This is a genomic window from Pseudoxanthomonas sp. F37 (genome assembly GCF_022965755.1).
Taxonomy (GTDB): domain Bacteria; phylum Pseudomonadota; class Gammaproteobacteria; order Xanthomonadales; family Xanthomonadaceae; genus Pseudoxanthomonas_A.
On the sequence record NZ_CP095187.1, the window covers coordinates 967,539 to 991,536 of the forward strand.

Annotated in this window: 19 protein-coding genes; 10 read left to right on the forward strand and 9 right to left on the reverse strand. The window is 65.5% G+C overall.

Translation table 11 applies throughout. The annotated features are described in order from the left end of the window. The first annotated feature begins 9 nt into the window (after nt 1-9). Nucleotides 10-1,239 (forward strand): glycosyltransferase family 4 protein, encoded by a 1,230-nt coding sequence (locus MUU77_RS04420; protein WP_245092023.1) that lies wholly within the window; start codon nt 10-12, stop codon nt 1,237-1,239. Between the two features lie 39 nt (nt 1,240-1,278). Beyond that, nucleotides 1,279-2,469 (forward strand): oligosaccharide flippase family protein, encoded by a 1,191-nt coding sequence (locus tag MUU77_RS04425; RefSeq protein ID WP_245092025.1) that lies wholly within the window; start codon nt 1,279-1,281, stop codon nt 2,467-2,469. Here the strand turns inward: MUU77_RS04425 and MUU77_RS04430 are convergent. The 3 genes from MUU77_RS04430 to MUU77_RS04440 are packed head-to-tail and all read right to left on the reverse strand — an operon-like array spanning nt 2,450 to nt 5,238. Then, entirely contained in the window at nt 2,450-3,580 is a 1,131-nt protein-coding gene (locus MUU77_RS04430; protein WP_245092027.1) for a glycosyltransferase, read from the reverse strand. The genes MUU77_RS04425 and MUU77_RS04430 overlap by 20 nt on opposite strands. A gap of 6 nt (nt 3,581-3,586) precedes the next feature. Next, nucleotides 3,587-4,456, reverse strand: a complete 870-nt coding sequence (locus MUU77_RS04435; RefSeq protein WP_245092029.1) for an FkbM family methyltransferase — start codon at nt 4,454-4,456, stop codon at nt 3,587-3,589. Beyond that, nucleotides 4,453-5,238 (reverse strand): class I SAM-dependent methyltransferase, encoded by a 786-nt coding sequence (locus MUU77_RS04440; RefSeq protein WP_245092031.1) that lies wholly within the window; start codon nt 5,236-5,238, stop codon nt 4,453-4,455. Before MUU77_RS04440 ends, MUU77_RS04435 begins: the two co-directional genes overlap by 4 nt. Nucleotides 5,239-5,340: 102 nt before the next feature. Between MUU77_RS04440 and MUU77_RS04445 the strand changes: the two genes are divergently transcribed. Then, a complete protein-coding gene (locus MUU77_RS04445; RefSeq protein WP_245092033.1) occupies nt 5,341-6,435 on the forward strand; it encodes a glycosyltransferase family 4 protein in 1,095 nt (364 codons plus the stop codon). A 56-nt stretch (nt 6,436-6,491) separates the two neighbouring features. Here the strand turns inward: MUU77_RS04445 and MUU77_RS04450 are convergent, their stop codons facing one another. The 4 genes from MUU77_RS04450 to MUU77_RS04465 all read right to left on the reverse strand — a co-directional run bounded on the left by MUU77_RS04450 (nt 6,492) and on the right by MUU77_RS04465 (nt 12,668). Continuing rightward, nucleotides 6,492-8,426 carry a hypothetical protein gene (locus MUU77_RS04450; RefSeq protein WP_245092035.1) on the reverse strand — a complete coding sequence of 645 codons (1,935 nt, stop codon included), beginning with the start codon at nt 8,424-8,426 and terminating at the stop codon, nt 6,492-6,494. Nucleotides 8,427-8,545: 119 nt separating this feature from the next. Next, nucleotides 8,546-8,959 (reverse strand): pilin, encoded by a 414-nt coding sequence (locus tag MUU77_RS04455; protein WP_280640360.1) that lies wholly within the window; start codon nt 8,957-8,959, stop codon nt 8,546-8,548. A gap of 457 nt (nt 8,960-9,416) precedes the next feature. After that, entirely contained in the window at nt 9,417-10,817 is a 1,401-nt protein-coding gene (locus MUU77_RS04460) for a sigma-54 dependent transcriptional regulator (RefSeq protein WP_245092037.1), read from the reverse strand. A gap of 231 nt (nt 10,818-11,048) precedes the next feature. Further along, a complete protein-coding gene (locus tag MUU77_RS04465; RefSeq protein ID WP_245092039.1) occupies nt 11,049-12,668 on the reverse strand; it encodes an ATP-binding protein in 1,620 nt (539 codons plus the stop codon). A 200-nt stretch (nt 12,669-12,868) separates the two neighbouring features. Here MUU77_RS04465 and sucC point away from each other — a divergent pair, with 200 nt between their 5' ends. The 7 genes from sucC to MUU77_RS04500 all read left to right on the forward strand — a co-directional run bounded on the left by sucC (nt 12,869) and on the right by MUU77_RS04500 (nt 21,199). Then, entirely contained in the window at nt 12,869-14,038 is a 1,170-nt protein-coding gene (sucC, locus tag MUU77_RS04470) for an ADP-forming succinate--CoA ligase subunit beta (protein ID WP_245092041.1), read from the forward strand. 180 nt (nt 14,039-14,218) lie between these two features. After that, a complete protein-coding gene (sucD, locus tag MUU77_RS04475) occupies nt 14,219-15,097 on the forward strand; it encodes a succinate--CoA ligase subunit alpha (protein WP_245092043.1) in 879 nt (292 codons plus the stop codon). A gap of 122 nt (nt 15,098-15,219) precedes the next feature. Continuing rightward, nucleotides 15,220-15,795: a sigma-70 family RNA polymerase sigma factor gene (locus MUU77_RS04480; RefSeq protein ID WP_245092045.1), complete on the forward strand. Its 576-nt coding sequence runs from the start codon at nt 15,220-15,222 to the stop codon at nt 15,793-15,795. Then, nucleotides 15,792-16,274 (forward strand): hypothetical protein, encoded by a 483-nt coding sequence (locus MUU77_RS04485; RefSeq protein ID WP_245092047.1) that lies wholly within the window; start codon nt 15,792-15,794, stop codon nt 16,272-16,274. The genes MUU77_RS04480 and MUU77_RS04485 overlap by 4 nt, the downstream gene beginning before the upstream one ends. A gap of 10 nt (nt 16,275-16,284) precedes the next feature. After that, nucleotides 16,285-17,178: a DUF4097 family beta strand repeat-containing protein gene (locus tag MUU77_RS04490; RefSeq protein WP_245092049.1), complete on the forward strand. Its 894-nt coding sequence runs from the start codon at nt 16,285-16,287 to the stop codon at nt 17,176-17,178. Nucleotides 17,179-17,494: 316 nt separating this feature from the next. After that, the gene (locus tag MUU77_RS04495; RefSeq protein ID WP_245092051.1) at nt 17,495-20,095 is read left to right on the forward strand and encodes a TonB-dependent receptor; all 2,601 of its coding nucleotides are present in this window, start codon (nt 17,495-17,497) and stop codon (nt 20,093-20,095) included. A gap of 123 nt (nt 20,096-20,218) precedes the next feature. Continuing rightward, nucleotides 20,219-21,199: a class I SAM-dependent methyltransferase gene (locus MUU77_RS04500; RefSeq protein ID WP_245092053.1), complete on the forward strand. Its 981-nt coding sequence runs from the start codon at nt 20,219-20,221 to the stop codon at nt 21,197-21,199. On the opposite strand, the gene MUU77_RS04505 is transcribed toward MUU77_RS04500, so the two are convergent. Next, entirely contained in the window at nt 21,130-22,983 is a 1,854-nt protein-coding gene (locus tag MUU77_RS04505) for a tetratricopeptide repeat-containing sulfotransferase family protein (RefSeq protein ID WP_245092055.1), read from the reverse strand. The genes MUU77_RS04500 and MUU77_RS04505 overlap by 70 nt on opposite strands. Before the next feature lie 109 nt (nt 22,984-23,092). Then, nucleotides 23,093-23,956, reverse strand: coding sequence for a hypothetical protein (locus tag MUU77_RS04510; protein ID WP_245094219.1), 864 nt, complete (start codon nt 23,954-23,956; stop codon nt 23,093-23,095). Between the last annotated feature and the right edge of the window lie 42 nt (nt 23,957-23,998).

Consider the following 23,998-nt stretch of genomic DNA (forward strand, 5'->3'; position numbering starts at 1 on the left):
GCCAGAGCGATGAACCCGACTCAAGACTTGCCCGCACTGTTGGTCATAGCATCCACATATCCCCGGTGGTCCGGCGATCCTGAGCCGGGTTTCGTACATCAACTCGCGCGTCGGATGACGGCCGCGTACCGCGTCACCGTCCTATGTCCTCACGCAGAGGGCGCCGCAAGGTCTGAATGGATGGATGGCGTGGAGGTCATCCGTTATCGGTATGCGCCGGCGCGCTGGCAGAATCTGGTCAATGACGGCGGCATCGTCACCAACCTGCGGCGTGATAGAAGCAAGCTACTGCTGGTTCCGCCATTCCTCTTGGCGCAGTTCTGGGCGTGCTGGCGCCTGCTTCGACGGCGCAGCTACGATGCGGTACATGCTCATTGGCTATTGCCGCAGGGGCTACTGGTCGCCATCGCTACCAGACTAAGTGGCCGTAAGCCCCCTTTCCTGGTCACTTCCCATGGGGGGGATCTGTTTTCTTTGAAGGCGTGGCCATGGCGTCTGCTCAAGCGCTACGTGCTGCGGCAAGCAGGCGCGGCCGCCGTCGTCAGCGAGGGCATGCTGGATGAGGTCGGCCGGCTTGGCGTGGACAGCTCCCGTGTTTTGGTCGAATCGATGGGCGTGGATCTGGACGGCCTTTTCGTTCCCGACCCAGCGGTACCCCGATCATCCGCCGACCTCCTGTTCGTTGGGCGGCTGGTGGAGAAGAAGGGCCTTGGTCATCTGATCAATGCGATGCCCGCCATCATCTCGGCGCGGCCCGATGCAAGGCTGACGGTGATCGGTTTCGGCCCTGAGATGGAGGAGCGGCTGGCGCAAGTGCAAGCCCTTGGGTTGAACAACGTGGTCCAGTTCTTGGGCGCGCGAGTCCAGGCCGACCTTCCCGCGTTCTACCAGCGCGCCACTTTGTTCGTCGCCCCATTCGTTGAGGCGCGAGGCGGCGACCAGGACGGTCTCGGCCTGGTACTGGTGGAGGCGCTGGGGTGCGGCTGTCCCGTGCTCGCCTCCGATATGCCGGCCACGAGCCAACTAGCCACGCGCACCGAGGGTCTCCGCTTGGTCGCGCCAGGAGACCCCCGCAGCCTCGCCGAGAAGGTGCTGGAAATGCTGGACGCACCGCCCGCCGTCAAACGGAGCGATATCGCCTGTTTCAACTGGCAGGCCAGAGCCGACGCTTACGTGGCGTTGGTCGCTCGGCTGATTGCCCGCGATGCCAGTCTGCGTCCCGTCGCAGGGACCGGCTGACGCGTGCGGCTGGGCTGGCTTGCCACCAATACATTGCGCGTGACCTTCTGGCACAGTCTGAGGGTGCTGTGCCAATTGGCTTGGGTGCTCCTGTTGGCTCGCGCGCTTGGGGCAGCTGGCTATGGGACATACTCGGGCATAGCGGGACTTGCGATCGCTTTGAGTGGGCTGGTGGGATTTGGCCTGGGACTACGGCTGTATCAGGATGTTGCCCGGGCGCCCGAGCTGTTCGCGTTGCGTTGGCACGAGGCGTCGCGTGGCTGGTTACTCAGCATCGTACCCGTCGCGCTCCTTTTCGTGGCCATCGGCAAGGCGATGTTCCCCCTGCAGGGATGGATCAGCCTTGTGCTCATTGGAATGGCCGAACTGGCGTTCTCACCCTGGATTGCACAGGTCGCATTCGCATACGCCGCATATTCACGCGTCTCCACCGCCGCGGCCGTACCTGTCGTCGGCTCGGCCAGTCGGGTCTGTGCGGTCGCTTGCTTTCTGTTCCTTGCGCCTGGACAGGACCTCAATACCTACGCATTGTTCCACGCCTGCGCACTGGGCCTTGCGACGCTCATCCTGGTGCGGACATGCAAGCGCTGTTTCAGGCCTTCCCGGCCGCAAACCGGGTTGGGGTGGGGCAGCATCCGTTCGGGGCTGGGGTTGTCGACCGTATGGATGAGCGCAATGGCTTGGAATAACTTGGACAAGACATTCGCCTTGCGTTGGGGCGGCGATAACATCGCCGGCAATTTTACTGCTGCGCAGCGTTTCACTGGGCTGGCGACGCTACCCATGGAGGCACTGGTGGCTTCGGCACTGCCCCGCATGTTCCGACGCGGAGCGGGTAGCGATGAGCATCCAGGGATGATGCCAGCGCTGCTATGTGCGGCAATCGCGTACGGGGCCGTCTCTGCTGCCGCGGTGTATCTACTTAGTGACGCCATTCCCTGGCTGCTCGGCCCGGATTTCGCCGAGGCCAGTCTGGCAGTGCGCTGGTTGGCGCTCTGTGTCCCCGCGAGTTGCCTGAAGGCGTTACTTGCCCACTGGCTGCTGGCGCACGGAGACGTGCGCTGGCGGATCGCAATGGAATGCGTAGGTCTGGGGCTGATGATGTCGGGCATGCTTCTCCTATTGCCCGAACACCATATCTTGGGGGCGGTGTATGCTTTGACGACAGCGGAGTACCTCGTGGTCGCGCTGTTCGCCACCCGCCTGATCGTCACCCGCGGGCGGAAGTGAGCGCAGGCGCCACCCGATTCAATATGTGCATATAGGCCGCCATGGCCTTCTCCAGAGTGAAGTCGCGTGCTCGTGCGCGCAGCCGGTTGGGGTCCACGCGCGGCCATCCCGAAATGGCTTCCTCCATCGCCTGTGCGAGCGCAGACGCATCTCCGCACGGGACAAGTCGTCCATAGGCGCCGCCGTCCAGGATCTCCGCCGGCCCATTCGGGCAATCGGTAGCGATTACCTGCACGCCGCAGGCCATTGCTTCCACAAGCACATTGCCGAAGCCCTCGAAATCGGAGCACAACACAAGGGCCTTGCTGCGGCTGATGAATGGATAGACGTTCGATACGTGCCCCACAAGCCGCACGCGGGCTTCAAGGCCATGTTCCCGGACCCGCGAGTGGACTTCCGCCGTGCATGGCCCGTCGCCCACAATGAGCAGGCGGGTCGAACGGTCAGGCATTCGCTGAAAGGCCTCCAGCAGCAGGTCGGGTCGCTTCTCGGGGGCCAATCGCCCGGCGAACACTAGCGTCGGCGCATTGTTGTCCGGCCATGGCCATTCGGCGTGCTCGTTGATCAGAGCGTCCAGTTCCGGCAACACAATGGGGTTGTGGATGACATCGATCTGACTGGGCAATAGGCCAAGCTCCGTCTGCATGTCCTTCGAGAGCGCTGCGGAGACCGCAATGACCGCATCGGCCTTGGGAAGCAGTCGGCGCATTCCAGCGCGAAGAAGCTCAAGCTTCAGTCTGGTGGGCCCTGCAGCCGCAAGCCGGGGCGCCGACAGCGATAGATGCTGGCTCGCAACGACGCGGGTGCGTCCTAGGCCCATGTCGCGGAGAAGCAGGGTCAGGCATGCGACATCGTTGGCCGACGTGATGATGACATCAGGCGCCCGCTTGCTCCACTGTCGGCGGAGGGTCAAGGGAAAGAACAGCTTTGTCCCCGCGGCAAGCTCGGTCACGGGGATGCCCTCCAGCAGCTGTGGGCGAGGGTCGAGTTCCAACCGCCCGATGACGAACTCGATATCCACCCCAAGAAGCTTCAGAGAGTTGGCCAGGTTGATCTGGACACGCTCCAATCCCCCATTGGCAAAGCGGCTTAGCAGAAGCCAGACCTTCATCGGCGTTCAGTGTCGGGGCGCAAGGCAGAGTACGTTCTGGAAAGGCTTCAAGGTGGCGACCGTCAAGGGGCGCAGATGGCCTTGTGCTGCTATTGTGTAGAACTCGTAACCCAGCGCCGACAGCAAGTCGAGGATATCCTCCGGCCGGTATCCCGCTCGTCGCGCGGACACAGATTGGACTTCGACGATGAGGACGGGCCGATGCTGGCGGAGTAAGGATTCAGCTCCGCGCAGGCAGGCCAGCTCGCCGCCTTCAATATCGATCTTGATGAAGTCGACACGCTCAAACTCCGATCCCGACAGGAGTGCGTCCAGACGCCCGAGCTGTATGGTCTGCAACGCGGCGTTTCTCGAAGGTTCGCCGAACAGGCTACCCAGGCCTTGATGTTCATCGTGGGCCTCACCCTGTCCGCACGAGTCGTAGATGAGGGCGGTGCCGTCTTGGTCCGACAGGCCCATCCGTACAACGCGCACGTGCCGCAGACCGTTGCGATCCACATGCTCCTGCAGCCGGTCCGCCAAGGCATCGATGGGCTCAAACGCCAGGACACGGCCTTGCGGACCCACGATTTTCGCCGCAATCAGGGAGATTTCCCCTATATTTGCGCCTACGTCCACAAACGTCATGCCGGGACGCAGCCATTGCTTGATCACCTGGATCACGTCTTGGCTGTAGTAGCCCATCCAGAAAATACGCCGCTGCATATGCTCCGACAGCGACAGATCCATCGACAGGTCGCCGTCGAAGTCATCGATGCGTTCGATGCCTCTGGCGTGTCGGTACAGCCGCCTGGCCAGCGAACGCGGCCACGGGAAGCGGCCGCTGAAAGAAAGCGCATTGGCCAACGCTCGCACATGCCGTGCGCTCCTGCTCATGCTCCGGCCCCGCAACGGTCGAGTACGTACAGATTGCATGACGGGCGCAGCCAGCGGGCCAAGCGAACCCGGGTATCTACAGAGAGCCAAGGTCCGGCTGAATTGCTCATCGTGTAGAAGAGCTGGTTACTATCGATCATTCGTACCTTGAACCCATTGCGTGCAAATGCGGAGCTCCACCATCGGGTGGAAAGGTAGTAGATCTCAGTAAGTGCGTTGCCTCGCTCGCCGTGCCGGGTGGGGAAAAGCGTTGCCAGCCATTCGCTTAGGCCTTCCGGGGTTCTGGGGGAAACATCCTGTGTCGGGATGGCGCCCCTCTCGCCCGCCGTGAATTTGTCCGCCAACCTTCGGAAGAGCCACAGATAATGTGCGGGGAGGGTCCATAGCCGGCACGCGCTGCTCGGGATGAGGTGGATGGCAATGCCCCCAGACTTCAGCACGCGGTGTGTTTCCTTAAGGACGCGATCAATCTCGGCTACATGTTCCAGCACGTTGGACGAGAAGACCACGTCGAAGGTTCCGTGCTCAAAAGGAAGGTTTACCCCGTCGTATTCGATGACTGGATGTATGCGCACGCCAGCGTAGTGACTGCTGGGAAGATCCACCGCGGTGACCTGGTAGCCCGCGTCGGCCAGCATCCTGGCTTGCTGGCCGGTCCCCGCGCCGAGTTCCAGTACGTGCGGTTTGGTTAGGGCCTCAATACTGGGAAAGAACGCCATCGCCTGCGCCAGCTCATGCGCTCGCAGGACTTCGATGTTCCTCAGGTGGCGTTCGTTGGGCATGGCATGGCTGGCTGTGCGCTGGACGCGAATCTGGATAATCTAGCGCCGAAGGGCTCCATGTACTAGGCGGTGGCCAGGGGCAAGGCAAAGGGGCGGCTGTTCGTGAAGATCCTGGTCTTATGCAAGCGTCAATACACCAACAAGGACGTCCTTGACGATAGGTACGGCAGGCTCTTCGAGTTGCCCGAAGGCCTAGCTCGTCTCGGCCATGAAGTTGTGGCGGCCACATTGAGCTATCGGCCGCGCGGGCCAGCGCGCTTTGTTTCCGATGCAGGTGTTCGATGGCACTCCCGCGACGCACGGCCCTTGGTACATTGGGGCCTGGATGGATGGCTGGACAAGGTGTGCGGGGCTTGGCGGCCGGACATTGTATGGGCCAGTTCCGACATGTGGTGCGTGCTGGTGACTTCCCGATGGGCTAGCCCCCGGAGTATTCCTTACGTTGCAGACCTGTATGACAACTATGAGAGTTTCGGCCTTTCCAGATGGCCGGGGCTGCGGCATCGATTTATGGGGGCATGCCGGCAGGCCAGCGCTCTGACCGTTGTCGGTCGCGCGCTGGGGGAATATGTGGCGCGGGCGTACCGACCGGCAGGCGGTGTCCATGCAGTCGTCAACGGCGTCCCTCGCGAACTGTTCCGTCCACAATCCCGTATGGAGGCGCGTGCCATGCTCGGCCTCCCCCAGGGCGTCCCGATCATTGGAACAGCGGGTGCACTGGCTCAGGACCGTGGCATTGCCGATCTCTTTGAAGCCTTTTCCCTCATCGCGAGCCAACGGGGCGATGCGCTGCTCGCCGTGGCGGGCGCTCGGGATGCCGCGTCGCGCCATCTGGGCCACCCAAGAATGGTCGATTTCGGCACTTTGCCGCAAACGCGAATACCAACGCTGCTGGCAGCCCTCGACGTGGGTGTCGTGTGCAACCGGGATACGGCGTTTGGCCGATACTGCTTCCCCTTGAAGCTGCACGAAATGCTTGGGGTAGGGATACCGGTCGTGGCGGCCGCTTTAGGTGATGTGGAGGCGCTGTTGTCTGCACACCCGGCCTGCTTGTACCCGGCGGGGGATGTCGTGGCGCTGGCCGATCGGTTGGAGCAGCAACTGGTCACGCCTCATGCTCCGGTAATCCCGGTACCCGATTGGAGCGACAGCGCAGCCGTACTGGAAGCCGTGCTAGGGTCCGTAGAAAAGACCTGAACGGCATTGCAGAGTTCGGCGTCGCATGGAACGCGCCGCGACCGCCTTGGAGCATGTCATCTTGTTTCGGTTTGCGTCTCCGCTTGTTCGGAAACTTCCGCCGGGGCGGACGTGTGGATGTCTGGCGCCTCGTCGAGCAGTGCGCGATATCCTTGGAGGAACTCTCGCGCTTGCACGCCTGCGGCTTCAGGGCGGGCATCCAGTTCGTCCAGCAGATCCAGTGCTTGCTGGTCTTCCTTCAAGGCGATCAGCGCGGCAACGCGCAGCCCGCCCACGGGAAGTTCCGTACGGCCGGACCGCCATGCGATCTCCGCCTGTTCCAGTGATTCCCTCGGAAGTCCCGCTGCGGCGAACAACGTGGAAGCCACGTAGCGCAGCCGGCTCTTGGCGACGTTGCCTTCAGGCAGCGTGGACTGGTCCAGCCACCGATCCAGAGACCGCGCCATCTGCGCGGGTGACAGGCCCGCGCAGGTCGTCGTGCGGACCACGGTAGAAGCATTGTCGATCGCTTTCGCGAGGTCGGCTTCAATGGGTTGCGACGGGAATGCGAAGAGGGCGTCAGCCCTGTCGCCGGGTACCCGACGCGCGACCGTGCAATCCAAGGCGGTGAGATTCATCATGCCCATCTGCCTGGCACCGGTCCGGGGGCTGCGCAGGAGGTGCAGCAAGTGTTGCCGGGCGATGTCGGGACGTGGCGGGCGATGCTCCATAGCAAACTGCGCGATGTTTAGGCGCAGCCAGTCCGAGTGCGGATGGTGGCGCAGCGACAGGGCAAGCATGTTGCCCAGATCCTGCCAGACTAGGGCACGGGCGTGCGTTGCGACCGCCATCGCGAAGACCAGCAGTAGGATGGCGGCGCCGAACACCTGGCGCGGCCGATGCATGTGGCTGGCGGCGCGCTTCCCCGCCCATGCCGCCAACCCCGCGACGGCCCACAAGATGCCGACAGCGGGCAGGTAGTTGCGGTGTTCGAAGTAAATCAGCAGCGGAAAAACGGTGGATTCCAGCAGGTGACCCACAAGGAACAGGCCGACACCGGCGGCGATCGCTGGTATCCGGTGCCGCCATGCGATCGCCATGGCGATCGCCGCCAGCCATCCCAGCAATGCCGCAGCGGTGCTCGCAGGTGCTAGAAGGCTGGTGGAGAGTGGGTAGTCGTCCCGAAAGAGGCTCAGTCGAGGACCCCAGGGGGCGAGGATGCTGCCTACGTAGTCCCAAAGGACACGCAGTTCGGTGAAGGCCCGCTCCTGCAGCGTGAACGACCGGTTGGCATAGCCCCCAACAACGTACTCGGGCTTTACCGCCAATAGCACCAGTGCGATGCCGCAGGGCAGGGCGATCCCCAGCCACAGGAAGGCGCGCGCCGGCAGCGCGCGGGAAACGCCGGCGCGTGGGGAGAAGTAGACCAGCTCCAGCACGCCGCACATGAGCGGCGCTAGCAGGCCGGTTTCCTTGGAGAAAAAGGCGGCCAAGGTGGCCAATGGCATGCCGGCGAACATCCATAGTGCCGCTTTCCGGAGGTGGCCGTTCTCCAGGTGATCCCTTCCATGCAGATAAGCCAGCAGTGCCAGTAACACGAACGTGGCGCTGAGCATCGCCATTCGCTGCACTGCATACAGCGTGGTGCTGACGAGTAGTGGATGAAGCATCCACAGTGCGGTGACGGCTAGGGGGGCAGAGAGCGGCCAGGCCGACAACAGAGTGTCCCGGCGGGCAAGGTGTCGGAGCACCAGGAAGACGAGGATGCCGTTGGTCAGGTGCAGCGCCAGGTTGCCCAGCTTGAAGGCGAACGGCGTGTAGCCGCCCAGCGCCGCGCTCAGAACGAAGCTGGCCATCGCCAGGGGGCGACCGCCGGGGCCGGAATGGTTGGTGAGGATGACTTCGCGCCACCCGATCAGGCCCGCCTGCCAGCGCTCAACAACGTTGAGGTTCGCGGCGTCGTCGAACAGCCAGGGTCCATGCAGACCGGGCCAGTAACTCAGTGCGGTCAATATTCCCAGCACAAGAAGCGCCAGCCCGGCGCCCCGGAGGGTAAAAAAGGATCCCGCCTTTCGGCGGGATCCGGATGCTGCACTTGCATAGGCGCGCTATGCATGCCTTGCGGTGCTGCTTAGTTGCGGCAGCTGGACGGGGTGTACTTGGTCGGCAGGCTGCCAGCCGCGCAGACCCAGGTCACGCCAGCCACGGTGGTGTCCGGCGTCAGGTTGATGGTGCCGCCGCCCGGGACTTCCGCAGTTTGATAGGTGATGACGATCTGGCCATTGGCGCCGATCGAAATGTCGTTGACGATCGAGGTGGCGGCGAAGGTGTAGCCCGACTGAGCTTCGGTCGGCCACGCGTTGTTGGAAATCGCGTACTCGGCGACGGCCAGCTTCGGCGAGGCTGCCAGGTTCAGACCTTCCGAGACCTTGGCGCGGACGGTGTAATCCTGATAGGCCGGAATCGCGATGGCCAGCAGGATGCCCAGGATGGCGATGACGATCATCAGTTCGATCAGGGTGAAGCCCTGCATGTTCTTCTTCATAACAATTCCCCTTTCAGGATGTGGCTTGGATGGTAGGGACACACATGCCCCGTGTCCCTAGCGTGGACCGTGGGCGCCGCGTTGACGGCTGCACGTGGCTAGGTAATGGAGCAGGATGTGTGCCAACTTTCAGTGCCTCCGACGGTTCCCCCAAACCTTCCCCGGAATGGAACCCAGACGCCGAAGTCGGGGGCGACTATCGCATCATTCGAAGACGTTGTGTATCGGGAAAGGCGGCCATTCCGGGGCGCGATCACAGATTTGACAACACGTCGGCGGCCGCTGGTTGCGTCAAAGGACTGACGCGAAAACGGCAATGTGACGTTTAATGTCACATTGTGACGCGGAGGGGCAAGGCGACCGTAGGGCAAGGGGTGTAAGCCATTCCGGGCTATCGTCCAGGGCCAGTGCGGAGGGACGCGCGACGGTTCTTCGACGCGGGCCGGCGGACCTGCGTTTACTCCATCCCCAACTTCTTCAACTTGTAGCGCAAGGCCCGGAAGGTGATGCCCAGCTGGGCCGCCGCCTTGGTCTTGTTCCAGCGGTTCTCTTCCAGCGCCTTCTGGATGGCCGCGCGCTCCAGCTGCTCGATGTAGTCGGGCAGGGCGCCCGCGGCCGGGTCCACGTCGACGGCGCCGGGCGCGTCGCGCACCACTTCGCCCGGGCTGAAATCGCCGCCGAACTTCCTGCCGGCCGGCGCCTGCGGCAGGTACAGGTCGTCGATCTCGATGCTGTGGCCCTCGGACATGGCCAGTGCGCGCTCCAGAATGTTCTCCAGCTCGCGCACGTTGCCCGGGAACGGATAGCGGCCCAGCGCCTCCATCGCCTCAGGCGACACCGACGGCGCCATCCGCCCGTGCTGGGCGGCCAGCCGCTCCAGGATGGCGGTGGTCAGCTGCGCCAGATCGCCCGTGCGCTCGCGCAGCGGCGGCACGCGCAGCTCGATGACGTTGATGCGGTAGTACAGGTCGTGGCGGAACCGGCCATCGGCCGCCAGCTCGCCCAGGTCCTTGTGCGTGGCCGAGAGGATGCGCACGTCCACCTGCACCTCGCCGGATGCGCCGACCGGGCGCACCGCCTTCTCCTGGATGGCGCGCAGCAGCTTCACCTGCATGGGCAGCGGCAGCTCGGCCACCTCGTCCAGGAACAGGGTGCCGCCGTTGGCCGCCTGGAACAGGCCCTGCTTGTCCGCATGCGCGCCGGTGAAGCTGCCCTTCTTGTGGCCGAAGAACTCGCTTTCCATCAGTTCGGCGGGAATGGCGCCGCAGTTGACCGGCACGAAGGGGCCGGACGCGCGCGCGCCCTGTTCGTGGATGGTGCGGGCCACCAGCTCCTTGCCGGTGCCGGACTCGCCCATGATGTAGACCGGTGCCTGGCTGCGGGCCACCTTGCCGATGGTCTCGCGCAGTGCATCCATCGCCGCCGAACTGCCCAGCAGGCGGCTGGCCTGTTCCGGCGGCGGGGGCGGCGGCGGTGCGCGCTCGGTGTTGTTCAGTTCCAGCGCGTGCTTCACCAGGCCGCGCAGCACGGCCAGGTCCACCGGCTTGCTGACGAAATCGAAAGCGCCGGCCTTCAGCGCCTCCACCGCCAGTTCGATGTTGCCGAACGCGGTGATCATGGCCACCGGGGTGTCCGGATAGTTGCGCGCTATCTCCCCGACCAGGTCGATGCCGTTGCCGTCGGGCAGGCGCATGTCGGTGAAGCAGAGGTCGTAGGTATTGCGGGCCAACAGCTCGCGGGCTTCGCCCAGGTTGGCGGCGGTGTCGATGCGCAGGCCCATGCGGCCCAGCGTCAGCGTCAGCAGTTCTCGGATGTCGCGTTCGTCGTCGACGATCAGGGCGCTACGGCTTTGATTCATGCATTCCCCCTCATGCCCCTGTGCCGGCAGTGTACCGAGTGAATGTGAAACATGGTAGGCGAGGGGCCGGTGTCCATGACCTTGCCGGAGCGCCTGTAGGAGCGGGCCATTGTCCATGACATTGCCGGAGCACCTGTAGGAGCGGGCCATGCCCGCGATGCTTTTCCCGGACGGCCTCCCGGCAAAAGCATCGCGCCCATGGGCGCTCCTACAAAAACCGCGTGTGCACGGCTATGCGGGCAGCAGGGCGCTCGGGCCGGGCAGGGTGATGCGGAAGCAGCTGCCGCCGCCGGGGACCGGCACGTACTCCAGCGTGGCCTGGTTGGCGCGGCACAGCTCGCGGGCGATGTACAGGCCCAGTCCGGTGCCATGCTCGGAGGTGGTGAAGAACGGCCGGAACAACTGCGCGGCCACCGCCTCGGGAATGCCGGGGCCCCGGTCCATCACGTCGACGGTGGGCCGCCCTTCGGCATTGAACACCCGCACGCGGACGCGCGCGGATTCGCCGGGCAGGCGGCCGTAGTTCAGCGCGTTCTGCACCAGCACCGTCACGATCTGCTGCAGGTGCCGCGGGTCGACCAGGGCCGGTACGGGCTTGGCGCCGATGATGGGTTCCAGCGTGTCGGTCTCGATGGACAGCGTCTGCTGGTATTCGTCGACGAAGCGGCGCGCGAAGGTGTTGAGGTCCACGTGTTCGGGCGTGGCGCGTTCGCGCCGGGCCAGCCCCAGCACGCTCTCGACGATGCCGTTGGTGCGCTGGCATTGCTGGTGGATGATCTGCAGCAGGCGGCGGTCGCCATCGGTGATCTGCTGGGATTCCTCCAGCAGCTGCACCGCGTAGTTGATCGCCGCCAGCGGGTTGCGGATCTCGTGCGCCAGGCTGGCCGAGAACCGGCCCAGGGCGGCCAGCGTCAGCGACTCCGCGCGCCGCGACACTACGGTGGCGTCGTCCAGGAAGATCAGCGAGGTCTCGCTGTCGGCCAGCAGACGGGCGAAGCGCGGCTGCACCTCGGGCTGCTCGGGCGACAGCTGCAGCGGCGTCTCGTCGGTCTGCCAGCCGTTGCGCCAGCGCTGCAGGCGGCGGGCCAGTTCGGGTGCCGCATGCAGCAGCGATACGCCCTTGCCATCGGCGCCCTGGCCATCCGCGCCGTCGCCCAGCAGCAGGCTGGCGGCTTCGTTGGCCAGCTTGATGTGGTTGTCGGCATCCACCACCAGCACGCCGGTGCGCATGCGGCGGATGATCAGCTCGTTGACCTCGAACAGGTTGGCGACTTCCTCGCCGCGCTTGTCCGCCAGCGCCTGGCTGGCCCGCGCCTTCAGGCCCGCCTGGTGCGCCAGATAGGCCAGCGCCAGGTAGCTGACCGCGAACATGATGACTTCGGCCACCGAACGGCTGGCCTGGTCGTGGAAAGTGGTGAAGAAGTACTCGCCGAACAGCGCCAGGATGGCCAGCAGCGCCACCGCCAGCGCCATCCGCGTGGAGGGCAGCAGCAGCGCCGCGGCGGAGACATTGAACAGCAGCATCATCGCGATGCCGGCCGTGGCGCCGGGCAGGGCGTGGGTGGCGAGGGCGGCCGCGGCCACGTCGATGCACACGCTGGCGAACACGATCCAGGTCAGCCAGCGCACGCTGCGGCCGATGAAGAACAGCACCAGGGCCAGGCTCAGGTAGCCGATGGTGACCGCCGTGCCCAGCTCGGGGTGCCGGGGTTCCCCCAGCACCTCGCCCAGCGGGCTGAACATCAGCGCCGCCAGGATGCCGGCTTCCAGCAGGCGGTACAGCGCGAAGAAATACAGTTCGCGGCGCGGCACCGATTCGATGCGGGACAGGAGCGACTGGGCCTGGCGCAAACGCTTATTTCCCCGTAAGCGAGGCCCACAGTATAGGCATTTCACACTCCCTCCAGGCCATCCCGGCCTTTTCCACCAAAGACTTACGCCCCGGGTTTTGCGCCCCCCGGCCGGGTCGGCGACAATAGGGGGCTCGCCCAGCCGCCGCCTCCGTGGCCCCGGCCCGGGCGGTGTCTTCTGTTCCCTACCCACGGTGACGCATGAATTTCCACGAATATCAGGCCAAGCAGCTGCTGGCCGAGTACGGCATCCCGGTCCCGGCCGGCAAAGTCGCCGCCACGGCGGACGAAGCGGTCGCGGCCGCGCAGTCCCTCGGCAACGGCCCCTGGATGGTCAAGGCCCAGATCCACGCGGGCGGTCGCGGCAAGGCCGGCGGCGTCAAGTTCTGCAAGACCGTCGATGACGTGAAGGCGGCCGCCGCCAAGATGCTGGGCACCAAGATGGCCACCTACCAGACCGCCGGCGTCGAGCTGCCGGTCAACCTGGTGCTGGTGACCACCGCCGGCGAGATCGTCAAGGAGCTGTACCTGTCGGTGCTGGTCGACCGTGGCACCCGCACCATCACCTACATCGCCTCGTCCGAGGGCGGCGTGGAGATCGAGCAGGTCGCGGCCGAGACGCCGGACAAGATCCACACGCTCAACGTCGATTTCGTCGAAGGCGTGCAGCCGTACCAGGGCCGCGAGTTCGGCTTCAAGATGGGCCTGACCGCCAAGCAGGCGGGCCAGTTCGCCAACATCATGGTCAACCTGTACCGCATCTTCAACGAGAAGGACCTGGCGCTGGTGGAGATCAACCCGCTGGCGATCCTGGACGACGGCAACCTGTACGCGCTGGACGGCAAGTTCAACAGCGACGACAACGCCAGCTTCCGCCACAAGGACCTGGTGGCCATGCGCGACAAGAGCCAGGAAGACGAAACCGAAGTGCTGGCTTCCGAGCTGGACATCAACTACGTGACCATGGACGGCAACATCGGCTGCATGGTCAACGGCGCCGGCCTGGCCATGGCCACCATGGACGTCATCAAGCTCAACGGCGGCGAGCCGGCGAACTTCCTGGACGTGGGCGGCGGCGCCAACAAGCAGCGCGTGATCGAGGCGTTCAAGCTGATCCTGTCGTCGGACAAGGTCGAGGGCATCTTCGTGAACATCTTCGGCGGCATCGTGCGCTGCGACATGATCGCCGAGGGCATCATCGCCGCGGTGAAGGAAGTGGGCGTCAAGGTGCCGGTGGTCGTGCGCCTGGAAGGCACCAACGTGGAGGAAGGCAAGCAGCTGCTGCGCGACAGCGGCATGGCCATCATCCCGGCCGACAACATCAACGACGGCGCCAAGAAGGTCGTTGAAGCGGTCAAGGCCGCTGCCTAACCCATTCCAGGAATCCGGTCAGCCGGCTGCTTCCACAGCCCCCTTGAGTCAAGGGGGCGGCATCGACGCGAAGCGGCGATACCGGGGATGTGGCAAGGCGCCTGAGCGATGTCCCGCGCAGCGGGACATCGCGCGGCTCCGGAGCCGATAAACAGCAAGCCATTCAGAGGACTCAAACGAATGTCCGTTTTGATCAACAAGAACACCAAGGTGATCGTGCAGGGCTTCACCGGCCAGCAGGGCACCTTCCATGCCACCCAGATGATCGAGTACGGCACCCAGGTGGTCGGCGGCGTGACCCCGGGCAAGGGCGGCACCACCCACATCGACCTGCCGGTGTTCGACACCGTCGCCGATGCCGTGAAGAGCACCGGCGCCGACGCCTCCGTCATCTACGTGCCGCCGCCGTTCGCGGCCGATGCGATCCTCGAAGCGGCTGCGGCCGGCATCAAGGTCATCGTCTGCATCACCGAAGGCATCCCGGTGCTGGATATGCTGCGCGTCAAGAACGTGCTGACCCGCGCCCACCCCGACACCGTGCTGGTCGGCCCCAACTGCCCCGGCGTGATCACCCCGGGCGAGTGCAAGATCGGCATCATGCCGGGCCATATCCACATGCCGGGCAAGATCGGCATCGTGTCGCGCTCCGGCACCCTGACCTATGAAGCGGTCAAGCAGACCACCGAAGTGGGCCTGGGCCAGTCGACCTGCATCGGCATCGGCGGCGACCCGATCAACGGCCTGAACTTCGTCGACTGCCTGAAGCTGTTCAATGAGGATCCGCAGACCGAAGGCATCATCATGGTCGGCGAAATCGGCGGCGACGCCGAAGAAGCCGGCGCCGAGTACATCAAGCAGCACGTCAAGAAGCCGGTCGTCGGCTTCATCGCCGGCGCCTCGGCCCCGGCCGGCAAGCGCATGGGCCACGCCGGTGCCATCGCCAGCGGCGGCAAGGGCACGGCGGAGGGCAAGTTCGCGGCGATGGAAGCCGCGGGCGTCACCACCGTCCGTTCGCCGGGCGACCTGGGCGCTGCCATCGCGGCGCGCCTGAAGAAGTAAGGCCAGCCGTCACCGGCCTGATGGAAAGCCGCCCCCGGGCGGCTTTCCGCGTTTCGGGGCAGGGCCGTCTAAACCTTTCCTCCCGCGGCGGCATCGTACTCAGTATGCTGAATGCCACCGTCATGGAACCGATCGCCGACAGCACCTCCCCGGATGCGGCCGCCGCCGTGGACAGCGCCTTGGCGCGATCCGCCGCCGGCGGCGACGTGCAGGCCTTCGAGGCGCTCTACCGCCGCCACGCCGGCCGCGTGCATGGCGTCATCCAGCGCCTGGTGGGCTTCCATGGCGTACGTGCCGAAGACCTCACCCAGGAAGCCTTCGTGCGGGCCTGGCAGGCGCTGCCGGCCTTCCGGTTCGAAAGCGCCTTCGGCACCTGGCTGCACCGGCTGGCGGTGAATACCGCTTTGATGGAATTGCGCAGCCGGCGCAACGGTCCCCGCTTCGATGACGACGAGGACGCGCTGGACGGGATCGGCCTGGCCGACAGTGCCGGGCAGGCCACGGCCTTGTCGATGGACCTGGAGCGGGCCGTCGCCACCCTGCCGCCGCGCGCCCGCGCCGTGCTGGTGCTGTACGACGTCGAGGGGTGGAAGCACGAAGAGATCGCCGCCGAGCTGGGCATGGCGGTAGGCAGTTCGAAAGCCCAGTTGCATCGCGCGCGGCACCTGCTGCGCGAGCGCCTAGGAGTACAGGCATGACCCCCCGTGATCCCCTTACCCCCGCCGACCAGGCCCTGCGCTGGCAACTGCGCGCGCTGCGCCAGGACACGCCGCCGGCGCGCGACCTGTGGCCCGGCATCGCCGCGCGGCTGGCGGCGGCGCCGCAGCCGCAAGCGCCCGTGCGCCCGCACCGGCCCTGGACGCCGTTCGCGCTGGCCGCTTCGGTGCTGCTGGCCGTGACCGTGACCTGGCAGCTGCAGCAGGCGCCGGCCGGCGACCCGCTGATCCAGCGCGAAGCCGCCGCGCTGACGCGCGACTACGCCGGCGCGCTGGCCCAGCTCGACCGCCAGGTGGCCGCCCCGCCGGAGATCGCGCCGGCCCTGCATACGCTGGACGAAAGCGCCGCGCAGATCCGCCGCGCCATCGCCACCGAACCCAACGCGCACTTCCTGTTGGACCAGTTGCGCCGTACCTACGCCCGCCGCCTGGAACTGACCCAGCGCGCGGCCATGACCTGAGGAGTTCCCCATGCGTACCTCCATCCTCCCCCTGCTGCTGACCACCGCCCTGCTGGCGCCGGCCGCGCTGGCGCAGACGGCCATCAACCAGACGCGCCCGCTGGATGCCCGCGGACGCGTGGACATCAGCAACCTCAAGGGCCGCATCGAGGTGCGGGGCTGGGAACGCAACGAAGTCCAGGTCACCGGCACCCTGGGCAAGGGCGTGGAGCGCCTGGACGTGGAAGGCTCCGGACCGCAGGTGAGCATCGAGGTGCGCTATCCCAAGGGCGGCTGGGGGGGCGAGCGTAGCGGTCCCACCGAACTGACGGTGATGGTGCCCCTGCGCGCCGACCTGGACATCGAATCGGTCGCCGCCGACGTGCATGTCACCGGCCTGGCGTCGGGCGAGCTTTCCGTCAATACCGTCAGCGGGAGCGTGGTGGCCGCCGCCGCACCGCGCAAGGCGGACGTGGAGACCGTCAGCGGCAACGCCACCCTCACCCTCAACAGCGACGACGTGGGTGTGGCCACGGTAAGCGGCGCCATCCAGCTGCGCGGCCGCATGGCCGGCGAGATCGATGCGGAAACCGTGTCCGGGCGCATCGAGGTGGCCGTCAACGGCGAGAAGGTGCGCGACCTCAGCGCCAGCACCGTCAGCGGTCGCGTGGAGGTCAGCACGGCGCTGGCGCCGGGCGGAGAAATCAGCATGGAGTCCGTCAGCGGCGACCTGGTGCTGCGCCTGCCGGCGGACGTCTCGGCCCAGGTGAGCGGTGAGAGCTTCAGTGGCCGTCTCAAAGCCACGGGCGTGACCATCGAGAAGCACCGCGGCCCCGGCAGCAGCTTCTCCACGCGCTATGGCAGCGGCAGTGGTCGCGTCACGGTGGAGACGTTCTCGGGCAGTGCGGAGGTGCGCGTGGAGTAGGTTGCCGTCCGCACGCATGACGTCACATGGGCCCGTCTCGGCCCCGAATTATGAACAGGGAGGGCGCCGTCTGGCGCCCTTCGTGTTTGCGCCGGAATCCGACGGATGGTCGAATGCCTGACGAAAAAAGGTTTCGCAAGTAACTGATAGGACTGAAAAAAACGGAATTCTTCCAATAAATCATCGGGTTCTTTTCATCGCCGTAAAATTTACGTTATGCTCTGGGCACCAGTCGCGAAGCATTCATGCGTCTGAACCATTGGCCCAGGCCGCGAGGCTTAGGCTTTTCTGTGAACATTTGGAGAGAGAGCCTCTAATGACTAACCTCAAGAAGCTGCCCAACGCGATCAAGTTTGCGTTGTTCGCCAGCGCCGCCTCGCTGGCCACCGGCAATGCCTTCGCCCAGGAAGCCGAAAGCACCGATACCGAAGCCAAGACCCTGGATCGCATCGAGGTCACCGGCTCCCGCCTGAAGCGCGCCGACATCGAAGGCGCCGTGCCGGTCATCGTGATCGACCGCGCTTCGATCGACGCCACCGGTGACGTGTCCGTCGCCGACGTGCTGCGCGACAGCACCTTTGCGTCCTTCGGCAACTTCAAGCCGCAGTCGGGCAGCTCCGCCCAGTCGCTGGCTTCGGTCGACCTGCGTGGCCTGGGTTCGGGCCGTACGCTGGTGCTGATCGACGGCCGCCGCGCCCCGACCAACCCGATGTCGGCCTCCTCGGGCGCCGACCTCAACGCCATTCCGCTGGCGGCTGTGGAGCGCATCGAGATCCTGTCCGATGGCGCCTCGGCCGTGTACGGCTCCGACGCGATCGGTGGCGTGGTCAACGTCATCCTGCGCAAGGACTTCAACGGCGCCGAGCTGCGTTACGGCAAGGGCCAGACCAAGATCAAGGGCGGCGACCTGGAAGACGCGTCGGCCGTGTTCGGCGTCTCGTCCGACCGTGGCCAGCTGATCGGTGGCGCGTCCAAGTCCAGCCGCGGCATGGTCTTCACCCGTGACCAGATCGGCGGTCAGGGCCTGGGCGTGTCGATCTACGGCAACAACCACTGGAACCCGACCTACGACAACGGCATCGATCCGGAAACCGGCGAACCCCGTCCGCCGGGCCGCGTGGAAGCCGTCCCGGGCTTCGACTGCACGGGCGCCTTCTGGTCGCAGCCGAATGGCCGCTGCTCGTTCGACTTCAACTCGGTCGCGGCCAACGAGGCCTCCGTCGACAACACCTCGGTGTTCGTCCGCGGCGACTACCAGATCAACGACAAGTGGAACGTCTACATGACGGCGACCACCACGAAGGTCGAGACCTTCGGTCGCTATGCGCCGGTTCCGGGCGTGGTCTGGGCGTCGGAAGGCACCTCGCAGGATCTGTATGTGGGTGACGGTCGGCCGACGTACTACTACCACCGCTTCGCTGCGGCCGGTAACCGCGACAACTACACCACGACCAACAACTCCGACTTCCTGGTGGGCTTCCAGGGCCAGCTGACCGACTCCATCTCGGTGGACTTCGGTGCGCGCCGCACCAACTACCAGTACGACGAGAACGGTTACGGCTACATCATCCAGAGCCTGGCCAACCAGCAGATCGATGCCGGCAACTACCTGCTGACCGATCCCTACGGCGCAAGCCAGGAAGTGCTGAACAGCTTCACCGCGACCATCGGCCGCAACTCCTACTTCAAGAGCAAGGAGTGGTACGCCAACGTCAATTTCGACCTGTTCGAAATGGGCGGCGGCATCTCCAACGCCGTCGTCGGCGCCGAGTACCGTGAAGAGGAGTTCGCGGACGTGTACGACTCGCTGTCGCAGGCGGGCGTGGTGCTGGGTTCGTCGGGTGGCGCTTCCGGCGGTGGCCGCGAAGTTTCGTCGGCCTACTTCGAATGGCTGCTGCCGTTCACCAGCTCGTTCGACATCACGCTGGCCGGCCGCTACGACAAGTACAGCGACTACGGCAACGACTTCTCGCCGAAGATCGCCGCCCGCTGGCAGCCGCTGGACAACCTGACCTTCCGCGGTTCGTATGGCCAGGGCTTCCGCGCCCCGGGCCTCGACATCCTGACCCAGGCCCGCTCGTTCTCGGCGGAGCCGGTGCAGGATCCGGCCACCTGTGACTTCAATGACCTGGGCACCGAGTGCCTCGACGCGAACGGCGATCCGGACCAGGTGCAGGTGGATACCTACTTCATCGCCAACCCGACCCTCAAGTCGGAACAGTCGACGCAGTGGAGCCTGGGCGTTGTCTACGATCCGACCGACTGGCTGGACCTGAGCCTGGATTACTACAACATCGAGATCGAGGACAACATCTCGCAGATCTCGGCCCAGGACATCATCAACATGGACCTGGAGCCCGAGACCTACGGTGCGATCCCGGCCGGCCTGAGCATCACGCGTGATCCGGTCAACGGTCGCATCCTCGAGATCACCGCTGGCTATGCCAACGTGGGCACGCTGGAAACCACCGGCTTCGACTTCCGTGCCAACACGGACTTCGATTTCGGCAACGCCGGCCGCCTGCAGAACCGCCTCACCGTGTCGTACATCAGCAAGTACGACATCACCGATGGCGGTGGCAACAAGGTGTCGTACGACGGCATCCTGGGCTATCCGGACCTGCGTGCCACCCTCGCCAACGACTGGACCTGGGGTGACTTCGGCGTGGCCTGGAACATCAACTACATCGATGGCCAGCAGACCGGTAGTTCCACTCAGTTGCAGGTGGGTGGCTATGCCACTAACGATGTCCAGCTGACCTGGAGCGCCCCGTGGAACGCGAAGATCGCCGTTGGCGCCACCAACGTCGGTGACCGTTATCCGGAACTGGTCAGCTTCGACGGCCGTCCGTGGAACTTCTACCTGTACGACGCCTATGGCCGTACCGTGTACTTCCGTTACACGCAGACGTTCTGATAGCGGCATGATGTGACGAGGAAGGCCCCGGAAACGGGGCCTTTCCTTTTTGAGGTCCGGCCGGGTTAAGGTCTGCGTGCGCGGTCGGGTCGGCACCGCGCCATGCGGATGCAGGAGTGGTCAATGGTCAGCGAAAATCATGCGGCGCGCCGGCAGGTGTGGGGAGCGTACTGGGCCAGCGGGCGTCTGCATTCCTGCACGAACACGCCTGATCGCAATTACGAGGGTGCTGTCGGCGATTTCTGGGATGGGTTCTTCGCGGCCACGCGCAACGGTGCGCGCATCCTCGATCTGGCGACCGGCAACGGGGCGCTGCCGTTGCGGGTGCATCGTACGCTGGAGGGTCGCGCCCGAGTGGATGCCATCGATCTGGCCGCTCTGTCGCCCGCCTGGTACGAGCCGGCCAGGCACACGGAAATCCGGTTTCACGCAGGCATCGGGATGGAGGAACTTCCTTTCGAAGATGCCATGTTCGACGAAGTGGTCAGCCAGTTCGGGTTCGAGTATGCGGACCGTCCGCGAGCCCTGTCGGAAGCGTTGCGGGTCGCCGCGCCGGGGGCGCGGCTCGCTTTCGTGATGCACCATGCGGAATCGGTGCTGGTCAATGTCGGCCGCGAAGAGCTTGAGCACCATGCGTGGCTGGGCTCCGACGCAGGGTTGCTGCCGGCCGCGCTGGCCATCGTGCCCTGTCTGGCCGCGATCAGGGCGGGAAGTGCACCTTCGTCAGCCGCATTCGCGGCCAAGGAGCGGTACAACCGCGCCATGGACGAACTGGCCAGGCGGGCTTCCGTTTCGAAGGCCCCCGACCTGTTGCTGGAAACGCGTGAACACGTGCATCGGATCATCGCGGCCACGGGCCAGGATGCGTCTTCGGCGACGGCGGTGCTTGGACGTTACATCCGGGATCTGGAAGGAAGCCGGGTGCGTACCCGCGAGATGGTCGACCACGCGCTGACGGTTTCCGAACTCCACAGCCTGACCGAAGCATGTCAACGACTGAGGCCGGGCATGCGCGTAGCGTCCGCCGAATTGCGTCAGGCCGAAGGGGTCGTTGCCTGGTCGTGGGTGGCCGGCGCCGCGTCCACTGCCGACCAGACGGGATAGGTGTCGGGCTCCAGCACGTGCAGCAGCGGCGCCAGATGCTCCTGGTAATGCTTCCAGCGCCCGATCGAGCGCGTGTAGATGGGCTGTTTGACCTGCCATCGGCTCGGTGTCTGCACACCGCGCTCGTTCTTGTGGAACTCCAGGCAGTCGGGATGCCAGGGTAGGCCTGCGAAGTCGATGATCCGGCGCGCCTGCGGCTCCGGGCAGGTCGCAAGCTCTTCGTACACCAGCTCGAGTACCGGCAAGGACAGCGTCGCCTGCCAGTGACGCATGAGCCGCGTCTGGAAATTGATGTAGTGGCCAATGTCGCCCAGATCGTTGGCAAGACGCTCGTCCAGCGCGAAATTCTCGCCGTAGACCGACACGGCGATGTCGCGGGGATCACGGCGGCACCAGATGACGCGTGCCTGCGGGAACAGCAGTGCGATCAGTCCCAGTTCGTTGAAATTGAGCGGCGCCTTGTCGATCAGGCGCAATGCATCCGCAGGGGCGCCCCGGGTTGCCGCCCGGAGGTAGCGGTCAGCCGCATCGCGCAATGCGGTGTCGTCGATCTGATCGATGCTGGAAGGCCAGCTGGCGCCGGGACCGGCGCTCAAGGGAAGGTTGCGTACGATAAGGCCTATGTCCGGCAACTCGCCGCAGCCGAAACCGGAGGGATGTGCGGCGAGGATCTGCTCGGTCAGCGTGGTGCCGCTGCGTGGCATGCCGACGATGAACAACGGGCGTGGGTCCGGGTTGCCGCCCCATCGCCGGCGTCGTTGCTCGAGGCGTTCGCGCGTCATGGTCCGGATCATCACCTCGATCTGGTGGCGGGTGCCTTCCAGGTTGGCGGGCCCGATCAACCGCCTTCTGGCGCTGTTGGCTTCATTCCAAGCGTTCATGGCGTCCGCGTAACGCTTGCGTCCGTCGAACACCTTGCCCAGTTCGTAACCCAGCAGGGCGCGGTCCGCGTCGGGCAATGTCGTATCGCGCAGCATCACGATGGCTCGATCGACGGTGGCGTCATCGGCTTTCGCGCGATCCAGGCCCAACAGCCCGCTGAGGGGGAACGCCCAGTCGGGCCGTGCCTGCAGGGCCGCCAGATAGGCGTCTCGCGCAGCATCCCGGTCGCCCCGGTCCTCGGCGGTCTGCGCAAGCGCAACCAGCAGATCTCCGGGCTGCTCGGCTGTGCGTGCCATCGAGGTGAGGAGATCGAATGCTTGCTGGTGCTGGCCGAGCCGGTTGAATGTTTCGGCGAGACGGAGTGCGATCAGGGGGTCGCGTGGCCGGAGTTCACGTAGCGCCTGCAGCAGCGGCAGCGCATCATCCGGATAGCCGGCATGGAACTCGGACTCGGCGAGCGTTTCCAGGACGCGTTCGTTGTCGGGCGCGAACTCCCTGGCGCGCCGAAGAGGCAGGAGTGCTTCGGCGTGTCGTCCCAGGCGCTGCAGGGTTACGCCCAGCAGGCGCCAGGCGTGCGGATTGTGGGGCTGGGATGGCACCGAGGCGTGGAAATGCTCCAGGGCGGCGGCATGCATGCCCTCGTGCGCCAGCAGGCACGCATACTGGAAGCGCAGGGCCGTGTCGCCGGGAGCCAGCCGCACCGCGTTGTCCATGGATGCGAGCGCCAGTGCGGGCTGGCCCATGCGCATGGCCGCCTGCGCCACTCGCAAATGAAGGGAGGCGTCCCGATGCGCTTGTTGGGCGGCAATCCGAAGCCAGTGCAGCGCGCCCGCGGGGTTGCCGGCACGCTCATGCGAGTTCGCCTTGTCCAGCGCATCGGCTGCCGGCGCATTCAGTGCCATGGAATATCGGTAAGGACGGAAAGACCCATTATCGCCGCATGGCGGCGTCCCGGGTGCGCGGAAGAGATCTACGCGCTTCCCGACTGGATGACGCAGCCGTTATGTTGGATCAGAGATCCTGCTCGTACCGCACGTAAGGCACGGTGCCTTCGTCGGCGTTCTCGTTGGTCAGCGAGAAGGGGTTCTTGCCGCGGGTGATGACGTTCTCGGCGCCGACGGTGAGCTGTCCGCTCCAGGGCGTGCGCCAGGTCAGGCCCAGGCCCAGGCCTTCGAACTTGCCGGGCTGGCCGGGCACATCGATGACGCGCCCGACGATGTTGGCGCTGAAGGGCCCATAGCCGCCGCCGACGCTCAGGCTGCGGCTGTTCCAGCGGTCGGCCAGGGCGGGCAGGTCGGAGGCGGGCACCAGGGTGGCCTTGGCCACGGCGCCACCGATCGAAACGAACCCTTCGCGGCCGATGTTCTTCTGGCCGAACACCGCCAGATCGTTCTGTTCGACGCGCCCGGTGCCGCGACCCGAGGACAGCCAGGCCGGCAGCGTGTCGCGGCCGGTTCCGGCCGAGAGGCCGAGCTTGCCGCCCGGTCGGCTCAGCACGGCCGAAGCGCTTACCCGCTGGCTGGCCGTGTCGTCGTCGTCATCGCCCAGGGTCGCCAGCATGCAGTGGCTGGCCAGGTTGCCGATATTGCCCACCACGCCGGCCTTGCGGTTGCAGACCAGTCCGAGCGCGTCGCCCGTTTCCAGTCCGAAAGCAGTGGTCAGCGAATTGCGCCCCAGCCGCCAGCGGGCGCCGGCCTCGGCCTGGCCCGTGGGCTCCAGCAGCAGAACCGCCTCGACCTTGCCGTCGTTGTTCCAGATGGGCAGGGCGGTGGCCTGCGGATCCGCCGCCGGCTTGCGTGCGCTTTTCTGGGCATGCGCGTCCGCCGCCACGCCGGTGGCGAGCAGCAGGGCAAGCGACAGTGAAAGGCTACGCAGGTTCATGGCTGGCTTCAGACTCCTGGGACACCCTGGAGTTCC

What these genes read in the sequence shown, in the direction of transcription:
- MUU77_RS04420 (WP_245092023.1), top strand. Translation starts at nt 10, where the DNA reads ATGAACCCGACTCAAGACTTGCCCGCACTGTTGGTCATAGCATCCACA.
- MUU77_RS04430 (WP_245092027.1), bottom strand. Translation starts at nt 3,580, where the DNA reads ATGAAGGTCTGGCTTCTGCTAAGCCGCTTTGCCAATGGGGGATTGGAG.
- MUU77_RS04435 (WP_245092029.1), bottom strand. Translation starts at nt 4,456, where the DNA reads ATGAGCAGGAGCGCACGGCATGTGCGAGCGTTGGCCAATGCGCTTTCT.
- MUU77_RS04440 (WP_245092031.1), bottom strand. Translation starts at nt 5,238, where the DNA reads ATGCCCAACGAACGCCACCTGAGGAACATCGAAGTCCTGCGAGCGCAT.
- MUU77_RS04455 (WP_280640360.1), bottom strand. Translation starts at nt 8,959, where the DNA reads ATGAAGAAGAACATGCAGGGCTTCACCCTGATCGAACTGATGATCGTC.
- MUU77_RS04460 (WP_245092037.1), bottom strand. Translation starts at nt 10,817, where the DNA reads ATGAATCAAAGCCGTAGCGCCCTGATCGTCGACGACGAACGCGACATC.
- sucC (WP_245092041.1), top strand. Translation starts at nt 12,869, where the DNA reads ATGAATTTCCACGAATATCAGGCCAAGCAGCTGCTGGCCGAGTACGGC.
- sucD (WP_245092043.1), top strand. Translation starts at nt 14,219, where the DNA reads ATGTCCGTTTTGATCAACAAGAACACCAAGGTGATCGTGCAGGGCTTC.
- MUU77_RS04480 (WP_245092045.1), top strand. Translation starts at nt 15,220, where the DNA reads ATGGAACCGATCGCCGACAGCACCTCCCCGGATGCGGCCGCCGCCGTG.
- MUU77_RS04485 (WP_245092047.1), top strand. Translation starts at nt 15,792, where the DNA reads ATGACCCCCCGTGATCCCCTTACCCCCGCCGACCAGGCCCTGCGCTGG.
- MUU77_RS04490 (WP_245092049.1), top strand. Translation starts at nt 16,285, where the DNA reads ATGCGTACCTCCATCCTCCCCCTGCTGCTGACCACCGCCCTGCTGGCG.
- MUU77_RS04495 (WP_245092051.1), top strand. Translation starts at nt 17,495, where the DNA reads ATGACTAACCTCAAGAAGCTGCCCAACGCGATCAAGTTTGCGTTGTTC.
- MUU77_RS04500 (WP_245092053.1), top strand. Translation starts at nt 20,219, where the DNA reads ATGGTCAGCGAAAATCATGCGGCGCGCCGGCAGGTGTGGGGAGCGTAC.
- MUU77_RS04505 (WP_245092055.1), bottom strand. Translation starts at nt 22,983, where the DNA reads ATGGCACTGAATGCGCCGGCAGCCGATGCGCTGGACAAGGCGAACTCG.